Below are 21,961 nucleotides of genomic sequence, written 5' to 3' on the forward strand. Positions count from 1 at the left end.
GAACAGGTGAACTGACATGGCAACGATGCAGCTGGGTCTCATCGGTCTCGGCAAGATGGGCGGCAACATGCGCGAGCGGATCCGCCGCGCCGGCCACACCGTCATCGGCTACGACCGCAACCCCGAGGTGTCCGACGTGGGCAGCCTCGCCGAACTGGTCGAGCGCCTCGACGGTCCGCGCACGGTCTGGGTGATGGTCCCGGCCGGTGCTGCCACCCAGTCCGTCGTCGACGAGCTGGCGGAGCTGCTGTCACCGGGCGACACGGTCGTCGACGGCGGCAACTCCCGGTGGACGGACGACGAGAAGCACGCCGCCGAACTGGGCGCCAAGGGCATCGGGTTCGTCGACGCGGGTGTCTCCGGGGGCGTGTGGGGCCTCCAGAACGGCTACGCCCTGATGGTCGGCGGCGACGAGGAGCACGTCGAGCGGCTCCAGCCGATCTTCGAGGCGCTCAAGCCGGAGGGCCCGTACGGCTATGTCCACGCCGGCAAGGTGGGCGCCGGTCACTTCTCCAAGATGGTCCACAACGGCATCGAGTACGCCATGATGCAGGCGTACGCCGAGGGCTGGGAGCTGCTGGAGAAGGTCGACTCGGTGACGAGTGTGCGCGAGGTGTTCCGCTCCTGGCAGGAGGGGACCGTGATCCGCTCGTGGCTGCTGGACCTCGCCGTCAACGCGCTAGACGAGGACGAGCACCTTCAGAAGCTGCGTGGCTACGCCGAGGACTCCGGTGAGGGACGGTGGACCGTCGAGGCGGCCATCGACCACGCGGTGCCGCTGCCCGCGATCACCGCGTCGCTGTTCACCCGCTTCGCCTCACGCCAGGACGACTCGCCCCAGATGAAGATGATCGCCGCGCTGCGCAACCAGTTCGGCGGCCACGCGGTGGAGTCGACGAAGGGGAAGTGACGCAGGACCGGCAGAGGCCGATCGGACGGTTCCCCGCGCCCCTCGGGATGCGAGGAACCGGACCTTCCGTAGCATTGTCGGCAGATGTGTACATGGCGTGAACTGTCGCTGTGGCCGGAACCCCGTCGGCGGTAGCGTGCGCCCCCTGTCCCGTATGCATCGCGTGCGCATGAGCGCGCGTTCGTACGCAGCGCGTCGGTAGGGGGAACCGCGATGGCCGAGACAGGGCAGCACGATCAGCGCTACGAGCGCTACGACGGGGGCAGCCCCGAGGCCGAGCGGCTCGTGTTCGAGCGACTCGCCCGGGAGCTGATGAAGGTCCAGGTCAGAAACCGGCGGGCCGGGGGCGGTGGCATCGCGCGGGCGTTCCACGCGAAGGCACCGCTGGGCGTGGAGAACGCACGGCTGCGGTTCCACGACGACCTGCCGGCGGCGTTGCGGACCGGGTACGCGCAGCCGGGTGCCGACTATCCGGCGGTGGTCCGGCTGTCCAACGCGAGCGGGATCCGGCAGGGGGACGGCTCACCCGATCTGCGGGGCGCGGCGGTGCGGGTGCGCGTGTCGGAGGGGGTGAGCCACGATCTGCTGGCCACCAGTTTCCCGGTGTCGCACGCGAGCGACGCGCGGGAGTTCGTGGCGTTCGCCAAGGCCATGGCGGGGGCCGGGAGCCCGCTGCGCAAGGCGTTCGGGCTGTTCGTGAAGCTGCCGCTGGCGGTCGGGCTGAAGACGGCCGCGCGGATGCGGCGCAACGTCAGGGCAGCCACCCGGCGGGAGGTCAACTCCCTTGCCACCGAGACCTATTGGAGCAGGGGCGCCATCCTGTGGGGTGAGGCCGGGCCGGTGCGGTATCTGCTGCGGCCCGCGCCCGGCACACCGGCGGCGGCCGTGCCCGACCGCCGGGACCCGGACTTCCTGCACCGGGAGCTGGCGCGGCGGCTCGGGCAGGCGGACGTGGCGTTCGATCTGTGCGTGCAGCGGTACGTGGACGAGCGGCGCACCCCGGTCGAGGACGCGGCGGTGGAGTGGAAGGACGCGGTGGCGCCGGCGGTGCCGATCGCCCGGCTCACCATTCCCGCTCAGGAGCTGGACGGGGCCGAGGCGCGGGCGGCGGCACGGCGGATCGAGGACCTGACCTTCAATCCGTGGTACACGACCGATGACTTCCGGCCATTGGGCCATATCAACCGGGCCCGGAAGGCCGGGTACCGGGCGAGCGGCGCGCATCGCCTGGGGCAGCGCTTCGTCACCGAGGAACCCCTGCGCAACAAGCTGCTCGGCACTCTCGTGGGCCCCGCGCTCGGGCTGCTGAACCGTGCCGTGCCGTGGCACCGGCTGCCGTTGTCGCTGAGTCTGCTGAACCTGGTGTTCCTGCGGAAGACGCTGCGCCGGCTGAACCTGATCGACACCGAGGTCCGCGAGGCGCCGCCGAAGGCCCAGCCCGTGCCGGAGCCGGTCCCGGAGCGGCTGCGCACGGAGCGGTCGTACGACGGGACGTACAACGATCTGTCGGAGCCGGCGATGGGCGCGGTGGGGGCCGCCTTCGGGCGGAACCTGAAGCCGGACTACCGGCCGGACACCTTCGACACACCGAACCCGGTGACGGTCAGCAGGCAGCTGCTGCACCGGGAGAGCTTCGTGCCGGCGACCTCGCTCAACGTGCTGGCGGCGGCGTGGATCCAGTTCCAGGTGCACGACTGGGTGAACCACCGGCGGTACCGGACCGGCGACCGCAGCGTGGAGGTGCCGCTGCCGCCCGGCTTCGACGGTACCTGGCAGAACGTGCCGGGCGGCCCGGCCGAGCGGGTGATGCGGTTCGCCGAGAACGAGGGACTGGAGGCTCCCGGCCGTCCGCCGATCCTGTTCGCCAACTCCGCCTCGCACTGGTGGGACGGCTCCGAGGTGTACGGCGAGAACGAGCGGACCGCGCGGTTCCTGCGCGAGCCGGACGGGGGCGCGAAACTCCGCCTGGAGGACGGCCATCTGCCGGGCGGCACCAACGGAATCCCGCTCACCGGCTTCAACGAGAGCTGGTGGATGGGCCTGAGCGCCCTGCATACGCTCTTCGCTCGGGAGCACAACGCGGTCTGCGACGCGCTGCGCGCGCGGTACCCCTCGATGAGCGAGGAGAAGGTCTACCAGACGGCCCGGCTCGTGGTGTCCGCGCTGATCGCGAAGATCCACACCGTGGAGTGGACGCCCGCGATCCTGGCCACCGAGGCGATCGATCTCGCGTTGCGCACCAACTGGTCGGGCCCGCCGAAGAAATGGCTCAACCAGTTGGGCCTGTGGCTGTTCGAGGCGCACTCGCTGACCGGCATCCCGAAGACGCTGCCGGACCACCACACGGCGCCGTACTCGCTCACGGAGGACTTCACCACCGTCTACCGCATGCATCCGCTGATCCCCGACGACTTCGAGCTGCGGGAGCACCAGTTCGGGCGGCGGCTGGAGACGGTGGGCTTCCTCGACATCCAGGGCGGGGCGGCCGAGGCGCAGATCCGCAAGACGGGACTCGCGAACGCGCTGTACTCGTTCGGCATCGCCCACCCCGGCGCGATCACCCTGCACAACTTCCCCCGCGCGCTCCAGCGCTTCGAGCGGGACGGGGAGATCATCGATCTGTCGGTCGTCGACCTGGTCCGCACGCGCAGGCGGGGGGTGCCGCGCTACAACGACTTCCGGGACGGGCTGCACCGGGGGCGGATCCGTTCCTTCGAGGAGCTGACCGAGAACCCCGAGACGCTGGCGCGGCTCAAGGACGTCTACCGGGACGTCGACGAGATCGACACCGTGGTCGGGCTGTTCGCGGAGAACCCGCCGGAGGGCTTCGGCTTCAGCGACACCGCCTTCCGGATCTTCGTCCTGATGGCCAGCCGACGACTGCAGAGCGACCGCTTCCTGACGGTCGACTACCGGCCCGAGGTCTACACGCCGCTCGGCATCGACTGGGTCGAGCAGGGCGGCATGAACGCGGTGGTCCAGCGCCACTGCCCGGAGCTGGTGCCCCTCCTGCCGCGCGACGCGAGCGCCTTCGCACCGTGGCGGACGGTGCCCACGAACGGCAACAACGGTACGACCGACGGCGGTTCACCATGACGCCGTGACACACGACCCGGGGTCACCTCTCACGTGGTGCCCGGGTCCGAACGACAACGGGGGAAACACGCATGACCTTCACCGACAACCACTCCGAGCTGCCCGGAAACCCGGAGCTGTCCGCGATACCCGGGGCGGGCGAACAGCTCGCGGTCCAGGAACAGCCCGGCTCCGGCACGGGCACCACCCACCCGGGGCTCGCCGACCTCTTCGACCGTCCGCTGCTGCGGACCGTGTGGCGCCGCCGCACCCACCGCGTGAGCCGGGGTGCCAAGGTGTCCGCCGGGACCATGACCTACACCTCCCGCAACGCGGCCGAGCCCCTGACCGAGCTGGAGGAGGCGGTGCTGATCGCGATCACCGGCACGACCGGCCTCACCATGCCCGACCGGCCCTTCGAGGACCCGGACAACGGCACCCCCATCATGTCCAAGCCCAACCTGACGATGGCGGGCCGGACCGCGGGCAGCCCGGACAACGCGCAGGGCACCCACTTCTTCCTCGTCAACGACTCGGGCACCTACTTCCTGCGCAGGCTGGAGCCGGCACCGGACGAGCCGTTCGACGCCGAGACGCTGATCGCGCGGGCCCGCCGGGCGAAGGTGAAGGTCCTGGACCACCGCCTCGACGTCGCACCGGACCAGCGGGACTTCCCGGCGTACCTGGACTCCAACCGCTTCCTGTCCAACCTGCCCGGCACGACCCTGCTGTTCCCCGTGGTCGACCTCTCCCACCAGTACGTGAACGCGCTGATGTACCTGCTCACCCAGCCGGACGGGGCGCGTCCGACCTTCGTGGACGACCGCAACTTCTACCGTGCGGCCGGAGTGCGCACGTGGGTGCGGAACGGGTTCCTCAACGGGGACCTGAAGCTGCCGCTCGGCGCGCTCGGCCCCATGCGCACCCAGATCGAGGCGGACCTGCTGCTGCAGAACCTGATGCTCACGGCCGAGGCCATGGGTCTGGGCGCCTGGATCCACGCCACCATCAATCCGCAGATCGCCCTCGGCGACCCCAAGTTCTCCCGCAGGTACGGCAGGATGCTCGGCTTCGACTTCGTCACCCCGCGCTGGCGTCCGGCCGACATCTGGCGCTGGCACATCCCCCTGCCGAAGTACGCGAACGTGCGCGCGCACCCGGTCCGGCTGCCCTCCCCCGACGGCGGCACGCCGCTGATCGCCGCCGCGTGTCCGCCCGTGGTCGGAACCATGTCGGAGGCGGTGCGGAGAATCGTCCGGGACAAGTTCGGCCACGGCGGCGTCTACACCGACCGGGACGTCTTCGCCCGGATCTACCGGGAGGACTACGGGCAGCGCTATCTCACCGAGGCCAGTGAGTACGAGGAGCGGGTGGTCGAGTGCGCCCGTGACGTGTGCGAGTACATCCTCCGCACGCACGGCCGCTTCCCGGCCCACACGGACGCCATCCACGTCCCGGGCGTGTGGCTCCAGGTCCACCACGTGGAGAACGAGTACTACGAACGCTTCTTCACCAACGGCCTCACGGACGCGCACCGCGCGCACGCCGGGGCATGGGGGCACTAGAGGGAACACCGAGGGGCTTGGTGTCGGCCGGGATCCGGCCGGAACGTGCGGCCGGATCCCGGTAGTTGACAGGTACAAGCGTCACGGGTGAGATTCCCGTTGATGATGATCAACGATCTGACGGCGGCCGAGCGGCGGGTGTGGGACGCCTTTCCGCTCGGCGCGGCGGTGGACTTCGGGGCCGCGGACCGCCCGACCGACGGGGACGGGGCCACCGCGGACGGCGCCGGATGGGGTCCGGAACGGACCGTCCGGGCGCGGGTGCTGCGGGCGTTGCTGCTGACCGCTCCCCAGGAGGAGGGCGAGGTCTCCGCTCTCAAGATCGAGGGCGCCCGGATCACCGGCCGGCTGGAGCTGAAGTACGCGACGGTGGAGAGCGTCGTACGCCTCAGCGGCTGCCGGTTCGACGAGGTGCCCGACTTCTCTGGCGCGCACTTCAACTACCTCAATCTGTCCAAGTCCACCCTGCCCGGCCTGCGTTCGGCACGGGCCCGCGTCGACGGCGGGCTGCGGCTGACGGAGTGCCGTTTCCTGGGGCCGGTGAAGCTCACCGGCGCGCAGATCTCCGGGACCCTGTTCATGGAACGCGCCGAGTTCACCGCGTCGGACGGAGAGCCCGCGCTGCGGCTCACCCAGGCGGAGATCGGGGAGGAGCTGTGCGCTCCCGGGCTGCGCGCGGACGGTGAGGTCCGCCTCGGCGGTGCCCATGTCGCCGGAAAGATCGACCTGCGCCGCGCCCGGCTGCACCGGCCGGGCGGTGTCGCCCTCGGCGCGGAGACCCTCGCCACCGAGTCCGACGTCGTGCTGCGGCACGCGGACGTACGCGGGCGGGTGGAGCTGCGCGGGACCCGTGTGGGCGGCTGGCTGGAGCTGTCCTACGCCCGGTTGTCCGACCCCGGCGGTACGGCGCTGCGGGTGAGCAGCAGCGTCATCAGCGAGCTGTGGCTGCGCGAGGGCCCGCCGGTGGAGGGCGTCCTGAACCTGCGCCGGGCCCAGATAGAGGTGCTGTTCGTGGAGCCGGACAAGCTGCCGGACCAGGTCCTCCTGAACAGCCTCTCCTACACCTCCCTGATCCCGCACGTGCCCGCCGAGCGGCGGCTGCCGATGCTGGAGCGGGACGGGGAGGGGTATCTGCCGTACGCCTACGAGCAGTTGACCGCCGCGTACCGCAGGATCGGTGACGACGACGCCGCCCGGCGGGTCCAACTCGCCAAGCAGCGCCGCAACCGCGCCACGCTCCGCTGGCACGGCCGGCTCTGGGGCTACGCCCAGGACGCCACCGTCGGCTACGGCTTCCGTCCGCTGCGCGCGGCGGTCTGGCTGCTGTCGCTGATGGCGGTGGGCTCGGTGGCGTACGCGGTGCGGACGCCCCGCCCGCTCAAGGCGGACGAGGCCCCGGAGTTCAACCCGGTCTTCTACACCCTCGACCTGCTCCTGCCGATCATCGACTTCGGGCAGGAACGGGCCTACGCGCCCGAGGGCTGGTCGCAGTGGCTGTCGTACGTCCTCGTCATCACCGGCTGGATCCTGGCGACGACGGTCGTCACGGGCGTGACGCGCACGGTCAGCCGCCAGTAGCCTCCGGCTCGCGGGCGGGCGCCCCCGTCCTTCCGGCTCCCCTCAGCTCCCCCGTCCCTCCGGCACCCCTCATCCGACCGGTCGTCGGACGTGCTGGGCGGCGAGGCGCACGGGCGCGTTCTGCGCGCCGTAGCCCTGGTACCCGCCGTCGCGCTGGACGAGCTCGAAGAAGACGCGGCCGACGGTCTCGGTGTAGCAGTGGCGGAACGCGCCGCCCGCGTCACGGTCGTAGAGGATGCCGAGTTCCCGGTACGTCTCCAGCTCGCCGTCGGCGAACTCGAACCGTGCGGCGAGGTCGTCGTGGTAGTTCGCGGGGACGGCCAGGAGCCGGCCCCCGGCGGCGCGGAACGCGCGGGCAGCGGCGACCACGTCGTCCGTGGCGAGGGCGATGTGCTGGGCGCGGGCGGTGTCGTCGGTCGGGGCGGGGCCGACGCTGAGGGCGATCCGCACGCTGCCGTCGTCGTTGGTCACCGGACGGCTGCGGAACAGGCCGTAGGGGTCGGCGACGTCGACGCTGTCGCTGGCGTGGAGGCCGAGCACCGTGCGGTGGAAGAGCGCCGCCTCGTCGAACTGGTGCCAGGGCTGGGTGAGCGCGAGGTGGTCGACGCGCTGGACGTGGCCCGCCGCCTCGGGGTGTGCCACGGGCCGGAAGTCCCCGGTCCAGCTGGGGAGTCCCGGGCGGTCCGTCGCGCAGAAGAAGAGCGCGGTTCCGTCGGGTGCGGCGACCGCGTCGAGCGGGGCGTCCTCGGCGGACCGGCGGCGCGGCAGCACCGGCGCGAGCAGGGCCTCGGCGCGGCGGGCGGCGCCGGCCGGGTCCGGTGACTCCAGCCCGATCGCGGCGAGCTGGGTGCCCTCCCGCCGGGCGGCCGGGCCGGTGTTGACCAGCACCCGTGCCTCGCCCTGCCGCCACAGGTCCACCGGCTTGCTGCGATGGCGCGCGGTGCGGGCGAAGCCGAGCGCGCCGAGCAGCGCGGCGACGGGTTCGGCGTCGGGGGTGACCAGTTCGGCGAAGGCGACGCCCGTGGGCACCACCCGCTCCGGCAGCGCGGCGATGCCGGCCGCCTCCTGGAGCATCAGCAGCGAACGGTGGGCGTCCACGGCGGTCGGGCCCGCCTCGGCCTGCCGGAAGACGTCGTTGAAGACCTCCAGCGACAGCGGCCCGTCGTATCCGGCCGCGCGCACGTGTCCGACCAGTCCGGTGACGTCGAGGCCGCCCTGCCCGGGGAAGCAGCGGTAGTGCCGGCTCCACTGCAGCACGTCCATCGCCATCAGCGGGGCGTCGGCGAGCTGGAGGAAGAAGATCTTCTCGCCGGGGATGTCCTCGATGCCCTTGGGGTCGGAGCCGCGGGCCAGGATGTGGAAGCTGTCCAGGCACGTCCCGAGCGCCGGATGGTCGGCCGCCTCCACGATGCGCCACGCGTGGTCGTACGTACTGACGTGCCGCCCCCACGCCAGCGCCTCGTAGGCGACGCGGATGCCGAACTCCTCGGCGCGCGAGGCCAGTCGACGCAGCTGGTCGGCGGCGAGCGCGTCGTCGTCCTCGGCGAGCGGATGGACGCTCGAGCAGACGAGCACCGTGTCGCAGCCGAGCCGCCCCATCAGCTCGAACTTGTGCCGGGCCCGCCGCAGGTTGGCCTCGAACAGGTCCGGCGGCACGGCCTCGATGTCCCGCATCGGCTGGTAGAGGTCGATGCTCAGCCCGAGATCCGCGCAGCGGGCCCTGATCTCCTCGGGCGTGAGCGGACTCGCCAGCAGGTCGTTCTCGAAGATCTCCACCCCGTCGAACCCGGCCCGCGCGGCGGCGGCGAGCTTCTCGGTGAGGGACCCGCTGAGGGAGACGGTGGCGATGGATGTACGCATGGGGTGACTCCTTGAGGCAGGGGCGCGCCCCATCAAGGGGCGCGGGGAACTGCGCGATCGACGACGGGCCCGCAGCCGACGTACCGGACCGACCACCGCGGCGCTCAGTTACGGGCTCCCGCTGCCCCGGCCAACTCACCGATGTCGGCCAGCATCCGCATCGCGTCCGGCTCACGCCCCGTGAACAACCGAAACGCGTCGGCCGCCTGGAACACCGCCATCCCTCCCCCGTCCAGCGTGGCGCAGCCGGCCTCGCGGGCGGCCCGCAGCAACGCGGTCTCCAACGGCCGGTACACCACCTCCGCCACCCACAACCCGGCGTGCAGCGACTCCGCGGCGAACGGCAGCCCGGGGTGCGCCGCCATCCCCGTGGGCGTCGCGTGCACGACTCCGTCGGCCGCCCCCAGCAGCGCCGGCAGCGCGTCCGGCGTCGCCGCGGCGGCCCGTCCCGTACCGAAGTGCCGGCCGAGGGAGGTCGCGAGGTCCGCCGCGCGGTCCGGCATCGCGTCGACGACGGTGACGTGCTCCGCGCCGAGCGTGAGCGTGGCATGGGCGACGGCCGCGCCCGCGCCCCCGGCGCCCAGCAGCACCACCTTCTCCAGGGGGACGTCGGGCAGTCCGCGCGCGAAGGACGCGGCGAAGCCGGTGACGTCCGTGTTGTGGCCGACGGCTCGGCCGTCCTCGAAGACGACCGTGTTGACGGCGCCGAGCGCGGCGGCCTGCGGGGCGAGCGCGTCGAGGTGCTCGATGACCAGCTGCTTGCAGGGGTGGGTGATGTTCAGCCCGTCGAAGCCCAGGTCGCGGGCGGCGCGCACCAGGTCGCCCACCGCCTCCGGGCGGAGGCCGAGGTCGTCGATGTCGATCAGCCGGTACAGATAACGCAGACCCTGCCGGTCGGCCTCCCGCTCGTGCAGGGCGGGGCTGAGGGACGGCCCGATGCCGGAGCCGACGAGGCCGACGAGATACGAGTCCTTGGCCACAGCGGCCCTCCCGACGATCTAATGTACGAACTAGTACGTTAGTAATAGCAGCCACCCCCTCCCAAGGGAAGACCGCCGCCGCAGCTCCTAGAATCACGGGCACCGGCCGCACTCGCCCGAAGGAACCCGATGACCAGCGTCGAAGAACCGGCACGACCGAACGGGCGGATCCGTGACGCCGCCCGCACCAAGGCCGAGATCCTCGACGTCGCGACCAAGGAGTTCGCCCGTTCCGGCTTCGCCGGGGCCCGGGTCGACGAGATCGCCGCCCGGACCCGCACCACGAAGCGGATGATCTACTACTACTTCGGCGGCAAGGAGCAGCTGTTCACCGCCGTGCTGGAGCGGGCGTACTCCGTGATCCGGCAGACCGAGCAGGAGCTGGACGTCGAGCACCTGGACCCGGTGGCAGCCATCCGCCGGCTCGCCGAGGTGACGTTCGACCACCACGAGGCGCACCCCGACTTCATCCGCCTGGTCAGCATCGAGAACATCCACGAGGCCGAGCACATCGCCTCCTCCGAGATGCTCGCCAAGATCGGCTCGCCCGCACTGGACGTGATCCGCCGGATCCTGGAGTCGGGCCAGGAGTCCGGCCTGTTCACCGCCGACGTCGACGCCGTCGACCTGCACGCGATGATCAGCTCCTTCTGCTTCTTCCGAGTGGCCAACCGGCACACCTTCGGCGCCCTCTTCGGCCGCGACCTGGTCGACGCCGGACGCCGCGACCACTACCGGCAGATGCTCGGCGACATGGTGATCGCCTACCTCACGGCGGACCGCGCGGCGGACTGAGGCCCACCCGCACGTCCACGACGGAATCCTTCGGCGGCACCTCTTGACACCCGGGAAACGTCGGCGCAACATCCGTAGCCAAGCGCTACTAACTATCCAGTGCGTTAATTAAGCCGGGCGCCCGGCTTCGGCTGTCCCGTCACCCCAGGGATCGGCCCCCTCCCCCGCTGTGACCTGTCCCGCCCTGTCTTGCCTTCCTCCGCTTCACCCCCCTCTCATGGGGGAGATCCCTCGAAGGAGCACGCCGTGTCCGTCCCCGCCGCACCGCCCGGCCAGCCCAAGAAGGCCGCCACGGCCGCCTGGATCGGCAGCGCCCTGGAGTACTACGACTTCTTCATCTACGGCAGCGCCGCCGCCCTGATCTTCCCGACGGTCTTCTTCGACGAGTCCGACCCGGCCACTGCGACCCTGCTCTCGCTGGCCACGTTCGGCGTCGCGTACGCGGCGCGGCCGATCGGCGCGCTGTTCCTCGGGCACTACGGGGACCGCCTCGGCCGCAAGAAGATCATGGTCTTCACGCTGATCCTGATGGGGCTGTCGACGTTCCTGATCGGCTGTCTGCCCACCCGCGACCAGGTCGGCACCCTCGCCCCGGTCCTCCTGGTGATCTGCCGTGTCCTGCAAGGCATATCGGCGGCCGGTGAGCAGGCCAGCGCGAACTCGATGACGCTGGAACACGCCCCGTCGGACCGGCGTGGCTTCTTCACCAGCTTCACCCTGAGCGGCACCCAGGGCGGGCAGCTGCTGGCCACCCTGGTCTTCATCCCGATCGCCGCGCTCCCCGAGGACCAGCTGCTCTCCTGGGGCTGGCGCGTCCCGTTCTGGATGAGCATCGCCGTCGCCGTCGCCGGTTACGTCATCCGCCGCACCCTGGACGAGACGCCGGCCTTCACCCGGCAGACCGAGTCCGAGGGCGTCGCCAAGCTGCCGCTGGCCGTCCTGCTGCGCGAGCACTGGGCGGACGTGCTCCGGGTGATCGCGGGCGCGCTGGTCGCCTCGGTCTCCACGATCTTCACCGTGTGGGCGCTGGCGTACGGCACGAGCGAGTCGGTCGGCCTGTCCCGTTCCTCGATGCTGTGGGTGGGCGCGCTCGCCAACCTGGTCGCGCTCGCCGCCATCCCCCTGTGGGCCACGCTGTCCGACCGCATCGGCCGCCGCCCGGTCTTCCTGATCGGCGCTGCGGGCAGTGCGGTGATGATGTTCGTCTACCTGTGGGCGATCTCCACCGGTGCCTACCCGCTGGTCCTGGTCCTCGGCATCGTCACCTTCGGTGTCGTCTACAGCGCCGCGAACGGCGTCTGGCCCTCCTTCTACGGCGAGATGTTCTCCACCCGGGTCCGGCTGTCCGGCATGGCAGTCGGCACCCAGATCGGCTTCGCCGTCGCCGGTTTCGCCGTCACCTTCGCCGCGCAGATCGCCGGTCCGGACGGCGACGACTGGTTCGCGGTGGCCCTGTTCGCCAGCGCCCTGTGCGTCCCGCCGGTCCTCGCCGCGCTCACCGCCCGCGAGACCCACCGGATCCCGACGGAGCTCCTCGGCACCCGCACCCCGCGTACGGAGAGCGACCGGGAGCGCGTCGCGGCCTGAGCGACGGCCCGGTCCCGCCCGCCCCGAGTCCCCGGACACCCGAGGTGTCCGGGGACTCCCGCGTGGAGCCGAGGCACTCCCTGGTGAAGCCGTGGCACTCCCGCGTGGAGCCGAGGCCGTGCGTGCGACCCCGGGCGAAGGCCCGCGCAGCTCGGCGGGATGATGATCGCACCGCCGCGACCATGCGGCACCACAGCAGGGGGACGATGTGAAGCGCGGCGAGGACCCTTACAGAACCACCCCGCCCCCGTGGCAGGGGTGGCCCTCGGCCGAGACGAGCCGACGCCGCTGGCGGATCGGGCTGCTCGTTCCGCTCGTCGGCGCGGCGGGGTGCGGCTTGCTGTTCCTGCTCGGGATGGGCGCGCTCGCCCTGCTGCTGATCGCCAGCCGGGTGTCGGTTCCCCTCCCTGACGGCGAGCCCCTGGCCATGAGCACGGCCGAGATCACGGGGACTTGGGTCGACGAGCAGGGCGGGCGGGTGCTGTTCGAGGAGGACGGAAGGTTCACCTCGAACGAGGTCTGCGGCGACTTCGACGACCACGACGACGATCACTTCGACGACGTCGCCTCCCCGGCCCCCGGCACGGGCACCTGGGAGCACACCACCGACGGCGACATCGGCTCGGACGCCTCCGTGTCCACGGTCCGCCTCACGTTCGCACCGGACGGCACGTCTGCCCAGTACGAGGCCCGGGGAACGTCCCGGGACCCCGTCCTGTGGACGTACATCGGAGACCCCGACAGCGGGAAGCTGTGCGTCCTCGAACGCGCGAGAACCTCCGACTGAGACACCCCCGGCCAGTGGCCGCTCAGCCGCTGTACAGCACCCGCAGGCGTTCCGGTGCCGCCGGGTCCCGGTCGGCGACCTGGACCGGCGCCCCGGCCCACTGCCACACACCGGTGCCCGGCACCCGGGAGAAGCTGATCCGCCCCCGTGTGCCCTCGACCGTGACGTGCGGCCAGCCCTCGGCGACACGGGCCCGGTCCGTGCCGTACGCGCGCATGGCCTCGGCGAGGACCGCGACCGTGTCGTAGCCCTCGAAGGCGACGAAGGAGGGCGCCTCGCCCAGCCGATCGCCGAGCACCCTCCCCACACGTGAACCGAGGGGACCGAGGCGGCCCGGCATATAGCTCAGGAACGGGACTCCGGCGCCGTCGGCCCTCAGAGACGTCGCCCAGTCGGCGAACTCCGGCTGCCCGGCCGGAGCACCGATCAGCACGTCGGCGAGGCGGCGGTCACGCCGTACGGCCTTGACGATCGACACGGCCGGCTGCGGATGGCCGACCAGCAGGACGAGGGCCGTCGCGCCCCGGTCGACGAGCGCGTCGCACACGCCCTGGGGGGTGAGCGCGCCGCTGTCGACTTCGACGACGGTGCCGCCGTACGCGGCGAGGTGGTCCCGCAGGATGCCGGTCCCGGCGGCCCAGTAGACGCTCGGCCGGGTGACGACGGCGACTCGCCGGTGGCCCTCGGCGAGGAGGTGGTCGGCGTAGATCCGCCAGCCCCGGGACTGCGGCGGGGACAGACGCGCGACCTGATCCGTCCGCTGTTCGGTGAGCCCGTCGAGCACCGCCGACGAGCAGAGGAACGGCAGGCCGAGAGCGTCGGCCCGGCCGGCCGCGGCGCGGGCGACGACGCTGTGGTACTCGCCGGCCAGGGCGACCACGCCCAGGTGTGCGAGTTCGTCCACGGCCGCAGCGGCCCGCTGCGGATCGGCGGCGGTGTCCCTGACCACCAGTTCGAGAGGCCTGCCCGCGACACCGCCGGCGTGGTTGGCCTCGCGCACGCCCGACTCCAGTCCGGCGAGCAGATGCCGCCCCGCCTCGACCCAGCCGGGCCGGGTCAGGGGGGCGAGTGCGCCGATCCGGATCGGTCCACCGGCGTCGTCCGCGGGACGGTCCGGGCCGGGCTCGCCTGTGATCATGCCGGACATTGCATCCACGGGCGCCGCCGAAGGGCAACCGATTATCGATGTAGACAGTGTCTACCGAATCCGTAGACACTGTCTACTCCGGTTTGGTAGACAGTGGACATGGACGAACGGAACGCGGGGCTGCGGTCCCGACTGGTCGACGTCGGGGTCGAGTTGGTGACGGCGGAGGGCGTACAGGCCCTGTCGCTGCGGGAGATCGCACGGCGGGCAGGCGTGTCGCACGGGGCGCCACGCCGCCACTTCCCGACGCACCTGGAGCTGCTGTCGGCCATCGCGCGCCGGGGCTTCGAGGAGCTGGCGGGACGGGGGGTCGCGGCGCTCGGGGACGGCACGGCGGGTCCGCGTGCGCAGATCGCCACGCTGGGGCGCGTCTACCTGGACTTCGCGCTCACCAACCGGGGCATGCACGAACTGATGTTCCGTCACGATCTGCTGGAGAGCAACGCGTTGGGGCTGCGGGACGCCAGCCTCCCGATGTTCACGCTGCTGATGGATCTCGTCGGGCGGGCCCGGCCCGACGCCGACGCGCGACTCGTCGCGGGCGCGCTGCTGGCGAACCTCTACGGCATCGCCCAGCTCTGGACCTGGGGCAGCCTCCAACTCACCACCGGGGCCGACGACTTCGCTCCCCTGCTGCACACGGCACTGGACGCGCACCTGGGAAGCGAGGAGCGGTGACGGCTCCCACCGCGGCCACCACGACGGAGGCCGGGGCCGACCGGCACGGGCCCGTGTCCGCGTCGTCCCGCCGCCTCACCCTCGCATGCAGTGTGCTCGGCGCGGTGCTCGTCGCCCTCGACGGCACGGTGCTGATGATCGCCCAGCCGGCCCTGCGGCGCGACCTGGACGCTTCCCTCACCGAGGTGCAGTGGACCAGCACCGGGTATCTGATCGCGGTGTCCGCGCTGTTGGTGTTCGCGGGGCGGCTGGGCGACCGGTTCGGGCATCGACGGGTGTTCGCCTGGGGTGTGCTCGGCTTCGGCGCGGCCTCCGCCGGCATCGGGTGCGCGTCCGAGGTGGGCTGGGTGATCGCGCTGCGGGTGGTCCAGGGGGCCTTCGGCGCGCTGTTGCAGCCCGCCACGCTCGGCATGCTGCGGGCGGCGTTCCCGCCCGACCGGCTGGCCATGCCCATCGCGCTGCGGACCAGCGCCATCGGGGTCGCGGTGGCGGCCGGTCCGCTGGTCGGCGGGGTGCTCGTCGACCAGGTGGGCTGGCGGGCGGTGTTCTTCCTCAACGTCGTACCGGCACTGCTCATGGGCCTGCCGGCCCTGGCGGTGCGCGCCCCCGAGGCACGGCGGTCGCGGCCGGCACCCGCTTCCCGCCTCGATCTGCCGGGCGCCGCACTGCTCGCCGTGGCCCTCGCGGCCCTCGTGCACACCCTGGTCGGGGTCCCGGAGCACGGCTGGACGGCGGCCGACGTGCTCGTCCTGTCGATCGCCGCCGCCGCGACGGCCGTCCTCGTCCGCCACGAGCGGCGGACCCCGGATCCGTTGCTGCCGTCCGTCGTGCTGGGCTCGCCCCCCGTGCGCGCGGCGCTCGGGGTACTGGTGACCGCCTCCGGGGCGATGCTGGGCGCGCTGTTCGTGTGCAGCTTCGTGCTCCAGGACGTCCTCGGCCTGGACCCGCTGCGCACCAGCCTCGTCGCACTGCCCGGCGGGGTCACGATGGTGCTCGGGGCGCCGCTGTCGGCCGTCCTGCTGCGGCGGTGGGGCGCCCGCCCCACCGCCCTCACGGGGACCCTGCTGCTCACCGCCGGAGTGCTGACGCTGTCCCGCCTGGGCCCCGGGGCGCCTGCGGCGCTGATCGGGGGCGGGTTCCTGCTCCTCGGGGCCGGTTTCGGCGCGCTGATGGTCACCGCGACCGCCGTCGTCGTGCGGCACGCGCCTCAGGAGGCGGCCGGGGTGGCCGGCGGGCTCCAGCAGACCGCGATGAACGTCGGTCCCGCGCTCGGTGTGGCGGCCGCGACCACGCTCATGCCGCTCGGGACGGGCCCGGCGCTGCTGCTCCTGGCCGGTGCGGCCGCGCTGGGTGCGCCTCTCGCTCTGCGAATGCCCCGACCCGCCCGCCCCGCGAGGGATGGAACGCGATCAGTACGGAACGATGAAGACAAGAAGCGTGAAGGCGACGAGCACGATCACGAGCCGTGACCCGGGCCACCGGAGGAGAAGCACCATGGAACGACTGCGCCGAGAGGTCGAACCGCACGAGGTCGGCCTCGACCCGAAGACCCTGGCCCGCCTGGACGAGTACCTCGCCCTGCGGGTCGACGAGGGGCGCCTGCCCGGTTACCTCCTCTCCCTCGCCCGCGGCGGTCGCGTCGCCCACCTCACGACCTACGGCCTACGCGACCGCGCGGCGGGGCTGCCCGTCGAGACGGACACGCTGTGGCGGGTGTACTCCATGACCAAGCCCGTCACGTCCGTCGCCGCGCTGATACTGGTCGAGGAAGGACGGCTGTCGCTCGACGACCCCGTCTCCCGACACCTCCCCGAGTTCGCCCAGCCCCGCGTGTACGAGTCCGGTGAGGGCGCCGACGTCCGGACCCGCCCGGCGGAGCGGCCCCTGCTCGTGCGCCATCTGATGACCCACACCTCGGGCCTGACCTTCGGTTTCTACTACGACCACCCGGTGGACGCGCTCTACCGGGACGCGGGCCTGGAGAGCTCCGTACGGCCGGGTGCCACCCTCGCGCAGACGATCGCGGAGTACGCGCGCCTGCCCCTGCAGTTCGAGCCGGGCGCGCAGTGGAACTACTCGGTCTCCACCAATGTCCTCGGCCGGATCGTGGAGGTGGTGTCGGGGCAGGACCTCGACGCGTTCTTCGCCGAGCGGATCCTCGGCCCGCTCGGCATGACCGACGCGGGCTTCCAGGTGACCCCCGAACAGGCGGAGCGACTGGCCGAGTTGTACGGCGAGCAGGAGGACGGCTCGATCGCGCCGGTGCCCGGCCTCCCGGTGCGCGGGCGGCCGCGCTTCCTGTCCGGCAGCGGCGGGATGGTCGCCACCGCCCGGGACTACCACCGGTTCGCCGAGTTCCTGCGGCGGCGGGGCGAACTCGACGGCGTACGACTGCTGTCCGCCGAGTCCGTCGACATGATGGCCACGAATCAGCTGCCGGGCGGCGTCGACATCCATACGTACGGCAGCGCGTTCCACCGGCAGCCGGGGAACGTGGGCGTCGGTTTCGGGCTCGGGGTCTCCGTCGTCGTCGACCCCGCGGCGACGGAGTGCCCGTCCTCCCTGGGGACGTTCGGGTGGACCGGGGCGGCGACGACGATCTTCTGGGTGGACCCCCGGCGGGACCTGACGGTGCAGTTCATGACGCAGGTACGGCGGAAGTCGTCGTTCTCGGTGTATCCCGAGCTGAAGCGGTTGGTCCATGAGGCCGTGAAGTAGCTGCGGGCCGGAGGGAACTCTCGCGCCCCCGCGGCGGAGTCGCACATCAGACGCGGTCCCGTGCCCCCGAGGGGCGCCGCATCTGCCCCTAGTCGATGCGCTCCGTGAACTCCACACCAGCCTCGGCGAGTTCGGCGAGCCAGGACTGCGAGCGCTCTCCCGTCTCCGCCGCCCTGCTCAGGCCCACCGGCAGTTGGCCGTCCAGGATGTGGCCCACCCCCAGGGCGAGGGGGCGGGACACCAGACGGGCCATCGCGCTCTCCTCCTCGGTGCCTGTCGCGTCGAGGAGGTAACGGCCGGACCACCGCTCGCCCGAGTCGGCGCGTACGTCGAGGGAGACCGCGAGGACGACCCGGTCGCGGTCGGAGTCGCTCGTCGGGTGGCGCGCCGCCAGTTCCTTCGCCAGTTCGGCGATGCGCAGGTCGTCGCCGCGTTCGAGTTCCGCGAAGACCGGGGCCCAGGCGGCGAGCCAGCCGTCGAGACGGAGGGTGCCGCGGACGAAGGTGCTCGGTCTCCAGGCCGGAGGCAGGCCGTACTGGGCGACGAAGGGGACGCTGTCGCGGTTGGGGTAGGCCTCGAAGGTCTCGCCGTCGACGACGTGCGGCCGAGTGGCCGTCCAGGGGCGGTCGGCCGTCGTCTCGGCACCGTCCTCGATGTAACGGGCCGGTGAGCGCAGGGCGTTCAGGACCCCCGCCGGGGCCCAGCTGAAGCGGTAGCGGAAGTCGTTGGGGACGGCCGGGACGCCGCCGCAGTACGAGGTGAGGCTGTACGTGGCGGCGGTCCCCGGGCCGACCGCCCGGGTGGCGCGGTCGATCAGGCTGTGCGCGAAGAGGTGGTCCACGCCCGGGTCCAGGCCGGCCTCGGTGAGGACGGTGACGCCGGCCGCCTCGGCCGCCGGTACCTGTTCCAGGACCGCGTCCGAGACATAGCTGGAGCAGGCGAAGTGGGCCCGCGCCCCCACGCAGGCGGCGAGCAGGGGGGCGTGGTCCGGCGCCGGGAGCATGGAGACCACCACGTCTCCCGGGGCGAGGTCCGCCGCGAGCGCGGGCAGCGTGTACGCACGGGGCTCGGCCCGGCCCGTCAGTCCCCGTGCGGCCAGTGCACGCGCGGCGCGTTCCTCGGTGCGGTGCCACAGCCGTACCCGGGCGGCGGCGCCGCACAGCGCCGCCAGGCCGCTGCCTGTGGACAGGCCGGCACCGACCCAGTGGACGGTGCCGCTCGCGGGGACCACCTCGGTCATCGGGCAACTACCCTTCTGTGAGGCTCAGTTCGTCACTCGCCCGGCGGAATCGGTCCAGGCAGCGCCCCCAGGCCCCACCCGTCTCGAAGTCCAGCAGCTGCGGCAGCAGCGCGGCCGAGAAGTCGGTGCTCGCCTCGCGGGGCAGCAGGGACGGCAGGTTGTCGATGGCGATGAGATCGAGCGGGGGGTGTTCGCGCAGCCGCCGTACCGGGCTGTCCCACTCGGTGGTCGTGTCGTAGACCGGCAGGACGTTCATGGGCGAGCCGACGTCGACCGTGACGTCCGAGAGGGTTCGCAGTCGGCGGTTCGGCTCGTCGAGGTCCTTGTCCGTCAGGAAGGGCGGGACCGGGCTGGTCGTCAGGACGGTGTTGACCATCATGTCGTGGGCCAGCAGGGCCGGCCGGTCCAGGTCGCGGGTCTCCGCCAGGTCCCAGCAGGTCGGCTCGACGCCCGCCTCTTCGAGGGCGACCCGCGCGCCTCGGCCGCTGCGCCCCAGGGCGCCGATCACCAGAGCGGCCAAGTCCCCTCGGGAGGAGCGGAGTTCGGCCTCCATCGCCTCCTTGGTGGTGGGGACGAGCGGAGCCCGGAGCGCGCCCCGGTGGTGGAGCACGGCGAGGGCCGCGCCGAGATAGCCCGCCCAGAAACCGAAGGCGGCGAGCCGGCGCCCCTGGTCGTCCACCAGGTACTCCAGGTCGAGCAGCGCCCCGCCCCCGGCCGCGAACCTGCGCAGCAGCGCCTCGGCGCCGGGCTGCCCCTTGTAGGCGTGCCCGAAAAAGACATGACGGTGCGTCAGTTCGGCTGGCCGGTCCGGCAGTTCCTTCAGACCCACGATCACCGCGCGCGCCGACGCCGACACCCACGAGCCCGGGTCCGCGACCTGGCAGCCGGCCTCCTCGTACTCCTCCCTGGGGAAGATCCGCTGGGGGGAGTCCTCGACGGTGATCCGTACGCCGCTCTCGACGAGCCGCCGGGCGTCGGACGGCACGATCGGGGTGCGGCGTTCGGTGGTGCGGGTCTCGTGGCGGAGCCACAAGTGGAGATCGGTCATACGAGGTTGGCCTCCGGGCGCAGCTCGTCGGCCGTGAACCGGTCGACGGTCAAGGGGCTGATGTCGACGAAGGGTACGCGGCCCAGGTACAGGTCGCGGACCACCTCGCCGACCGCCGGGCCCTGGAGGAACCCGTGGCCGGAGAACCCGGTCGCGTACAGGAAGCGGGAGCAGGAACCGGCCTCGCCGATCAGGGCGTTGTGGTCCGGCGTGATCTCGTACAGGCCCGCCCAGCCGCCCGTGCGGCGCAGGTCCAGGAGGGAGGGGGCGCGGCGCCGCATGGCCTCGTACAGGCCGGGGATCCAGCGGTCGTGGGTGTCGGTGGCGAAGCCGGGGCGTTCGTCGGGGTCGGACATGCCGACCAGGAGGCCGGGGCCCTCGGTGTGGAAGTAGAGGCTGCTGGTGAAGTCGATCGTCATGGGGAGGTTCGGCGGGAGGTCCGGGACCGGTTCCGTGACGGCGATCTGGCGGCGGAGGGGTTCCACCGGGAGGTCGACGCCGACCATGGCGCCGACGGACCGGGACCAGGCGCCGGCCGCGCAGACGACCGTGTCGGTGACGATGCGGCCCTTGCTGGTGACCACCGCGGTGATGGTGTCCCGCCAGGTCTCGATGCCGAGGGCCTCGCAGTTGCGCAGCACGGTCGCCCCGTGGCGGCGGGCCCCGGCGGCGTAGCCGTGGACGACGGACTCGGGGGTGCAGTGCCCGTCGTCGGGCGAGAACGCGGCGGCCAGCAGGCCCTCGGTGGAGATCAGCGGGGAGAGCCGCCGGGCCTCCTCGGGGTCCACCATGCGGCTGGGCACGCCCAGGTCGTTCTGGAGCTGGACGCCCGCCTCGAACTGGGCGACCTCGTCGGGGGTCGTGAGGAGGAACAGGTAGCCGACACGGTGCAGGCCGATGTCGTGGCCCAGTTCCTGCCGGAAGCGGCCGAACGCCTCCAGGCTCCGGGCGCCGAGCTGGATGTTGAGTTCGTCGGAGAACTGCGCGCGGACCCCGCCGGCGGCCCTCGCCGTCGATCCGGAGGCGAGTTCGTCGCGTTCGACGAGGACGACGTCGTCCACTCCGGCGGCCGCCAGGTGGTAGGCGATGCTCGTCCCGATGACCCCTCCGCCGATGACGACGACCCGTGCGCTGCGGATCACGAACGCTCCCTTCGTCCGACCGTGGTCGCGATGCCCGACGGAGTCAGGTCTTCCACCCGGGGCGAACGTTCATGCGGGACGCCGGTGTACTTGCCCGAAGGGACAGCGCGCGCGGACCTGCGGCCGGGCGCGGCGGCCGGTGTCGGAGTCGCCTCCGAGGCGGCCGCCGCGCGGACCCCGGCGCTCAGGACGAGTGGACCACCGCGTCCAGGTGCGGCAGGTAGTGGTCGAGCCGCTCGCGCTTGGTGCGCAGGTAGGTGATGTTGTCCTCGCACGGGGTGATGAGCAGCGGCACCTGCTCGGAGACCTTGATGCCGTGGCGCAGCAGCGCCTCCCGCTTGCGGGGGTTGTTCGACATCAGCCGGACCGACCGTACGCCGAGGTCGTGCAGCATCTCGGCCGCCACCCGGTAGTCGCGGGCGTCCACCGGCAGGCCGAGGGCGAGGTTGGCCTCGACGGTGTCCAGGCCCTCCGCCTGGAGCTTCATCGCCTGGAGCTTGGCGAGCAGGCCGATGCCACGGCCCTCGTGGCCACGCAGATAGACGAGGATGCCGCGGCCCTCGGCGACTATCGCACGCAGCGCGCTGTCGAGCTGTTCGCCGCATTCGCAGTGCTGGGAGCCGAACGCGTCACCGGTCAGGCACTCCGAGTGCAGCCGGATGAGAATTCCCTCACCGCCGCTGATGTCGCCGTACACCAGTGCCACTTGCTCTTCGCCGCGGTCCTGGTCGAGATAACCTACGGCCTCGAAGTCGCCGTAGGTGGTGGGCAGGGGGGCGTTCACCACGCGTACGGCGCCGGAGGACTTGGCATTCGTGCCGAGTACACCAACATTTTCTGTCATGATCTGG

General features: G+C 72.1%; 17 protein-coding genes. 10 read left to right on the plus strand and 7 right to left on the minus strand.

The features are described from left to right. Window positions 1-25: 25 nt before the first annotated feature. The 4 genes from gnd (at window position 26) to GWK25_RS28565 (ending at window position 7,128) form a co-directional block, all read left to right on the plus strand. Window positions 26-910, plus strand: coding sequence for a phosphogluconate dehydrogenase (NAD(+)-dependent, decarboxylating) (gene gnd / locus GWK25_RS28550; protein ID WP_215457658.1), 885 nt, complete (start codon window positions 26-28; stop codon window positions 908-910). A 213-nt stretch (window positions 911-1,123) separates the two neighbouring features. Then, window positions 1,124-4,006: a peroxidase family protein gene (locus GWK25_RS28555; RefSeq protein ID WP_215454257.1), complete on the plus strand. Its 2,883-nt coding sequence runs from the start codon at window positions 1,124-1,126 to the stop codon at window positions 4,004-4,006. Window positions 4,007-4,077: 71 nt separating this feature from the next. After that, window positions 4,078-5,550, plus strand: a complete 1,473-nt coding sequence (locus tag GWK25_RS28560) for a hypothetical protein (RefSeq protein WP_215454259.1) — start codon at window positions 4,078-4,080, stop codon at window positions 5,548-5,550. Window positions 5,551-5,652: 102 nt separating this feature from the next. Then, window positions 5,653-7,128 carry a pentapeptide repeat-containing protein gene (locus tag GWK25_RS28565; RefSeq protein ID WP_215454261.1) on the plus strand — a complete coding sequence of 492 codons (1,476 nt, stop codon included), beginning with the start codon at window positions 5,653-5,655 and terminating at the stop codon, window positions 7,126-7,128. Between the two features lie 69 nt (window positions 7,129-7,197). Here GWK25_RS28565 and GWK25_RS28570 read toward each other — a convergent pair whose 3' ends face one another. Both GWK25_RS28570 and GWK25_RS28575 read right to left on the minus strand, forming a co-directional pair. Further along, a complete protein-coding gene (locus GWK25_RS28570; RefSeq protein WP_215454263.1) occupies window positions 7,198-8,988 on the minus strand; it encodes a bifunctional sugar phosphate isomerase/epimerase/4-hydroxyphenylpyruvate dioxygenase family protein in 1,791 nt (596 codons plus the stop codon). Window positions 8,989-9,092: 104 nt separating this feature from the next. After that, window positions 9,093-9,968, minus strand: coding sequence for a shikimate dehydrogenase (locus GWK25_RS28575; RefSeq protein ID WP_215454265.1), 876 nt, complete (start codon window positions 9,966-9,968; stop codon window positions 9,093-9,095). A 129-nt stretch (window positions 9,969-10,097) separates the two neighbouring features. On the opposite strand from GWK25_RS28575, the gene GWK25_RS28580 reads away from it, so the two are divergent. From GWK25_RS28580 to GWK25_RS43855, 3 genes are all read left to right on the plus strand, one after another. After that, window positions 10,098-10,763 (plus strand): TetR/AcrR family transcriptional regulator, encoded by a 666-nt coding sequence (locus GWK25_RS28580; RefSeq protein ID WP_215454267.1) that lies wholly within the window; start codon window positions 10,098-10,100, stop codon window positions 10,761-10,763. A gap of 246 nt (window positions 10,764-11,009) precedes the next feature. Beyond that, on the plus strand, window positions 11,010-12,350 hold the full coding sequence (locus GWK25_RS28585) for an MFS transporter (RefSeq protein WP_215454269.1): 1,341 nt from the start codon (window positions 11,010-11,012) through the stop codon (window positions 12,348-12,350). A 208-nt stretch (window positions 12,351-12,558) separates the two neighbouring features. Further along, window positions 12,559-13,137 carry a hypothetical protein gene (locus GWK25_RS43855; RefSeq protein WP_251829075.1) on the plus strand — a complete coding sequence of 193 codons (579 nt, stop codon included), beginning with the start codon at window positions 12,559-12,561 and terminating at the stop codon, window positions 13,135-13,137. 22 nt (window positions 13,138-13,159) lie between these two features. Here the strand turns inward: GWK25_RS43855 and GWK25_RS28595 are convergent, their stop codons facing one another. Next, window positions 13,160-14,275, minus strand: coding sequence for an ABC transporter substrate-binding protein (locus tag GWK25_RS28595; protein WP_251829076.1), 1,116 nt, complete (start codon window positions 14,273-14,275; stop codon window positions 13,160-13,162). 108 nt (window positions 14,276-14,383) lie between these two features. Here GWK25_RS28595 and GWK25_RS28600 point away from each other — a divergent pair, with 108 nt between their 5' ends. The 3 genes from GWK25_RS28600 to GWK25_RS28610 are packed head-to-tail and all read left to right on the plus strand — an operon-like array spanning window position 14,384 to window position 17,680. Next, window positions 14,384-14,962 carry a TetR/AcrR family transcriptional regulator gene (locus GWK25_RS28600; RefSeq protein WP_215454273.1) on the plus strand — a complete coding sequence of 193 codons (579 nt, stop codon included), beginning with the start codon at window positions 14,384-14,386 and terminating at the stop codon, window positions 14,960-14,962. A 53-nt stretch (window positions 14,963-15,015) separates the two neighbouring features. Then, complete coding sequence (locus GWK25_RS28605) at window positions 15,016-16,431, plus strand: MFS transporter (RefSeq protein WP_308404498.1); 1,416 nt, start codon at window positions 15,016-15,018, stop codon at window positions 16,429-16,431. A gap of 25 nt (window positions 16,432-16,456) precedes the next feature. Beyond that, a complete protein-coding gene (locus tag GWK25_RS28610) occupies window positions 16,457-17,680 on the plus strand; it encodes a serine hydrolase (protein ID WP_215454277.1) in 1,224 nt (407 codons plus the stop codon). Window positions 17,681-17,768: 88 nt separating this feature from the next. Here the strand turns inward: GWK25_RS28610 and GWK25_RS28615 are convergent, their stop codons facing one another. From GWK25_RS28615 to ribA, 4 genes are all read right to left on the minus strand, one after another. After that, the gene (locus GWK25_RS28615) at window positions 17,769-18,920 is read right to left on the minus strand and encodes a saccharopine dehydrogenase family protein (RefSeq protein ID WP_215454280.1); all 1,152 of its coding nucleotides are present in this window, start codon (window positions 18,918-18,920) and stop codon (window positions 17,769-17,771) included. A gap of 7 nt (window positions 18,921-18,927) precedes the next feature. After that, entirely contained in the window at window positions 18,928-19,968 is a 1,041-nt protein-coding gene (locus GWK25_RS28620; RefSeq protein ID WP_215454282.1) for a saccharopine dehydrogenase, read from the minus strand. Continuing rightward, entirely contained in the window at window positions 19,965-21,110 is a 1,146-nt protein-coding gene (locus GWK25_RS28625; RefSeq protein WP_215454284.1) for an FAD-binding oxidoreductase, read from the minus strand. Before GWK25_RS28625 ends, GWK25_RS28620 begins: the two co-directional genes overlap by 4 nt. A gap of 184 nt (window positions 21,111-21,294) precedes the next feature. Beyond that, complete coding sequence (ribA, locus tag GWK25_RS28630; protein WP_215454286.1) at window positions 21,295-21,954, minus strand: GTP cyclohydrolase II; 660 nt, start codon at window positions 21,952-21,954, stop codon at window positions 21,295-21,297. Between the last annotated feature and the right edge of the window lie 7 nt (window positions 21,955-21,961).

Source organism: Streptomyces sp. ATCC 21386 (genome assembly GCF_018728545.1).
Classification (GTDB): Bacteria; Actinomycetota; Actinomycetes; order Streptomycetales; family Streptomycetaceae; genus Streptomyces.